This is a genomic window from Kribbella sp. (assembly GCF_035687465.1).
Taxonomy (GTDB): domain Bacteria; phylum Actinomycetota; class Actinomycetes; order Propionibacteriales; family Kribbellaceae; genus Kribbella.
The window spans coordinates 1-3721 of the sequence record NZ_DASRXP010000723.1 but is presented as its reverse complement, the minus strand read 5'-3'; the positions used below and the strand labels follow the sequence as shown (position 1 = coordinate 3721).

Sequence of the window (3721 nt, the reverse complement as noted above, 5' to 3'; positions counted from 1 at the left end):
GCCGCCCGGGTAATCCGCTGGGGGTGGCAGACGGCATCCCTCGGGCCGACCGGGGCGAATGCGGCCAGCAGGACGAAGGCCCGGACCTCCACCACTCAGCAACCTCCCGCCAGTGCCCCCGCCGGAGCGGCTCCACGCCTGCGCCGACGCCCGGCCGGGAGGTTCCGGTGCCTGGCCGGGAGGTTACTGAGTGCTGGGCGTCCGGGGCACCCCCTGCCGAACCACCTAGCGGAACGCGCGCACCACCAGGTGGACCAGCCGGTGAACCGCCCGGCCGATAGCGGCCTGCTCGGCCGATACCGTCCTGTAGACCGGCATCGGTCCAACGACCCGGCATCCGACCGGGCGCGCCTGCCGCCGATAGCGGGCTGTTCGACCGATAGCGCCCAGTAGACCGGCATCGGCCCCACAAGCCGGCAGCCGACCGAACCACGCCACGACCTCCAGCACGGCCCCCCACCCAGACCTACAGAACCCACCGAAACCGGGAAACCGGTTCCCGGACAGGGTTCCGCGACTTCTGTAGGTCCGGATGGGGTCACGTCGGTAACCGGCGCCACCCGGGCCGACGGAATCAGCGGAATCGCCGAACATCCCGCCGGGACCACCCGGGCGAACGGAATCCCCTGATGCTGCTCACACGTCAGCGCGGATCCGCGTAGCTGCGTCCTTCCCTGGCCGAGGTGGTGGGTGTCAAGGGGCGAACTTGTTCGAGCCCGAAGGGCCGCGAAGCGCCCTTGACACCCAGTACCTCGGCTAGCACCATCACGCAGCGGAGACCGCGCAACCACAGCACCAATGCACCGGCGCAACCACATCACCAAGGCGCGGGCGCCGCAACCACATCACCAAGGCGCGGGCGCAACCACATCACCAAGGCGTGGGCGCCGCAACCACAGCACCAAGGCGCGGGCGCAACCACAGTCCCAATTCGCCCGATGGCAACCACCGACCCAGCGCACCGTCGTACCAGGTCTCAGAGTTGCTGGCGGCAACCACTTGGGATCGGGGCGGTCGGTCCTGGACGGGGTGCGGGTGTGGGTGCCTGAATGGGAAGGGTTCTGGTCGGTTCGGCGCGAGGGATCCGGTCGGCGGGCATGATGATGGCCTTGGTGTCTACGGGGGAGGGGCTGGGTGTGGCGATCGACTGGGGTGTTGGGCGGTATGAGCCGACGGGGGAGTACTTGCGGCCGGTGTCCGAGGTGGTGGTCGGGTTGTCCGGGGCGTTGGCCGGGAAGTCGGTTGTCGACGTCGGGTGCGGAACTGGCAACGCTGCTTTGATGGCGGCGGAGCGAGGGGCGGTCGTGACTGGGGTTGACCCGGCCGCGCGGCTGCTGGAGGTTGCTCGGGAGCGGGCTGCTGCGGAGCAGGTCGAGGTGAACTTTGTGGCAGGGGACGCGGCGTCGATCGCCGTGGCAGATCAGTCCGCAGACCTGGTGTTGTCGGTATTCGGCACGATCTTTGCGCCGGATGGTGAAGCGGCGATCGCCGAGTTGGTTCGCGTGACCGCGCCCGGCGGGATCATCCGCTTCACCGCGTGGCCGCCTGGTGGACCGCTGTCGGCGATCAACAAGGTGGCCGAGCAGTTCATGGCCGAGGTGATGGGCAAACCAGCCGAAGCCGGAACCGCCGCACCCGGAACCACCGCACCCGGAACCGCCGTCGGCGCGGCTGGAAGGGTCACGGGCGTAGCCGTTCCGGTGATCGCTGTAGCTGCTCAACCGAAGCCGTTCGCCTGGTTCGATGTGGACGTGGTGCGGGCCGCGTTCGCGCCGTACGGGTTCGAGGTTGAGCTTGCTCGGCGCGGGCTGGAGTTCAGGGAAGTGTCGCCGGAGGCGTATCTGGCGAAGGGGGCGCAGCATCCGATGTCGGTCAGTGCGATGAGTGCGCTGGCCGGGCATCCCGACGGCAAGGAGCTCGAGGCTGAGCTGCTGTCGCGGCTGCGGGCCGTGATCACCGAAGTGAACGAGGATCCCCCCGCCTTCAAGTCCACTAACGACTACGTCATCCTCACCGCCCAGCGGGCCTAGCCGGCTTGGGCGGATGGCGCCGTTGAGGGTTTGGGGCGGAGGACGCCGGCGAAGAAGGCGAGGCCGGTGGTCAGGGCGGTGACGACGATGAACGACATCGTCAGGCTGCTCGCCTGAGCGATGCCGCCGATGATCGACGGAGCGACCAGGCCCGAGGCGTAGGTGACCGTGGCGACGCCGGCGATCGCCTGGCTCGGGTTCGGGCCGGTGTGGCCGGCTGCGGCGAAGGCGAGGGGAACCACTACCGCGATGCCGAGTCCCAGCAGGCCGAAGCCCGCCATCGCGATCACCGGATTTGGTGCGATGACAACCAGCAGGCCGCCGAGGGTGGCGATCAGGCCGCTGATGCGCACAGTACGAACCGCGCCGAAGCGATCCACCACCGCGTCACCCGCGATCCGCGCCACCGCCATCGTCAGCGTGAAGCCGGTCGTCGCCGCGGCCGCGACACCCGCGGAGGTCGTCAGCACGTCCTCGAGGTAGATCGCGGACCAGTCCAGGCTCGCGCCCTCCGCGAACACCGCGCAGAAGCCGACAGCGCCGATCAGCAGCGCCGACTTCGGTGGCAACGCGAACCGTGGAGGTGCGACCTCATCCTCTGTCGGGTGCAGGTTCAAGACGTAGTGGCAGGCGAACGCTCCGAGCACGGTGAGCACGACAGCGACCACGGCGTGATGCAGTTGGGCGCTGATGTCGAGGTGCGCGGCGACCGTGCCGACTCCGGAGCCGAGCAGAGCGCCCACGCTCCACATGCCGTGCAGGCCGGACATGATCGACTTCTTCAGCCGATGTTCGACCTCGACGCCCAAGGCGTTCATCGCGACATCGGCCATGCCCGCGGTCGCGCCGTACACGAGGAGGGCTCCGCAAAGAGCCAGCAGGTTCGGCGCGAGCGACGGCAGGATGAGTGCGAGGGTCCACAGCGCCAGCAGGCCGCGGAGTGCGGTGCGGGTGCCCAGCCGGTGGCTGATCCGGGCCGCGAGCGGCATCGCCAGCGCGGCCCCGAGGGCGGGGAACGCGAGCGACAGCCCGAGTTGCCCGGCGCTCACGCCGGCGTGGTCCTGGATCCACGGCACCCGGGTGGCGAACGATCCTGTCACCGCTCCGTGCACGCAGAAGACCGCTCCGACCGCGTAACGCGCGCGGCGAACCTCCTCGACCACTCGATCAGCCCCTTCTAGAACCAAACAAAGATTTTGTTTGAACGCTCATTGGGATGTTAGATTTTCCCTCATGAAGAGTCTCGAGCGCCAGCGGGTCATCGTAGAGCGCCTGAGGGGGTCAGCGCGGGTCGGTGTCGCCGAACTCGTCGCTGCCACCGGGGCATCCGACATGACAGTCAGGCGTGATCTCGATTTCCTGGCGGCCCAGGGGGTCCTGAAGCGGATCCACGGCGGGGCCATCACTTCCCTGCCGACCGGGGTCGAGCCGCCCTTCGTCGCGCGGGCGACCGAGGCGATCGCGGCCAAGCAGGCGATCGCGGCGGCCGCGGTGGAGAACATCCGCGACGGCGAGACGATCGTCCTCGACAGCGGCACGACCGCACTCGAGGTGGCGCGGCTGCTCCGCCATCGCACGGTCACCGTGATGCCGCTGTCCCTGCAGGTCGCCAATGAGCTGACGGGAGCGCCCGGTGTCCGCCTGCTGATGCCTGGCGGCGAACCGAGACCGGGCGAGCTGGCGATGGTCGG

Annotated in this window: 3 protein-coding genes; 2 read left to right on the top strand and 1 reads right to left on the bottom strand. The window is 69.1% G+C overall.

The features are described from left to right. The first annotated feature begins 1112 nt into the window (after window positions 1-1112). On the top strand, window positions 1113-2030 hold the full coding sequence (locus tag VFG33_RS39330; RefSeq protein ID WP_325058133.1) for a methyltransferase domain-containing protein: 918 nt from the start codon (window positions 1113-1115) through the stop codon (window positions 2028-2030). On the opposite strand, the gene VFG33_RS39325 is transcribed toward VFG33_RS39330, so the two are convergent. Further along, a complete protein-coding gene (locus tag VFG33_RS39325; protein WP_325058132.1) occupies window positions 2027-3193 on the bottom strand; it encodes an MFS transporter in 1167 nt (388 codons plus the stop codon). The two genes, VFG33_RS39330 and VFG33_RS39325, sit on opposite strands and share 4 nt — an antisense overlap. 70 nt (window positions 3194-3263) lie before the next feature. Here VFG33_RS39325 and VFG33_RS39320 point away from each other — a divergent pair. Next, on the top strand, window positions 3264-3721 hold a 458-nt coding region (locus VFG33_RS39320; RefSeq protein WP_325058131.1), incomplete at its 3' end, for a DeoR/GlpR family DNA-binding transcription regulator.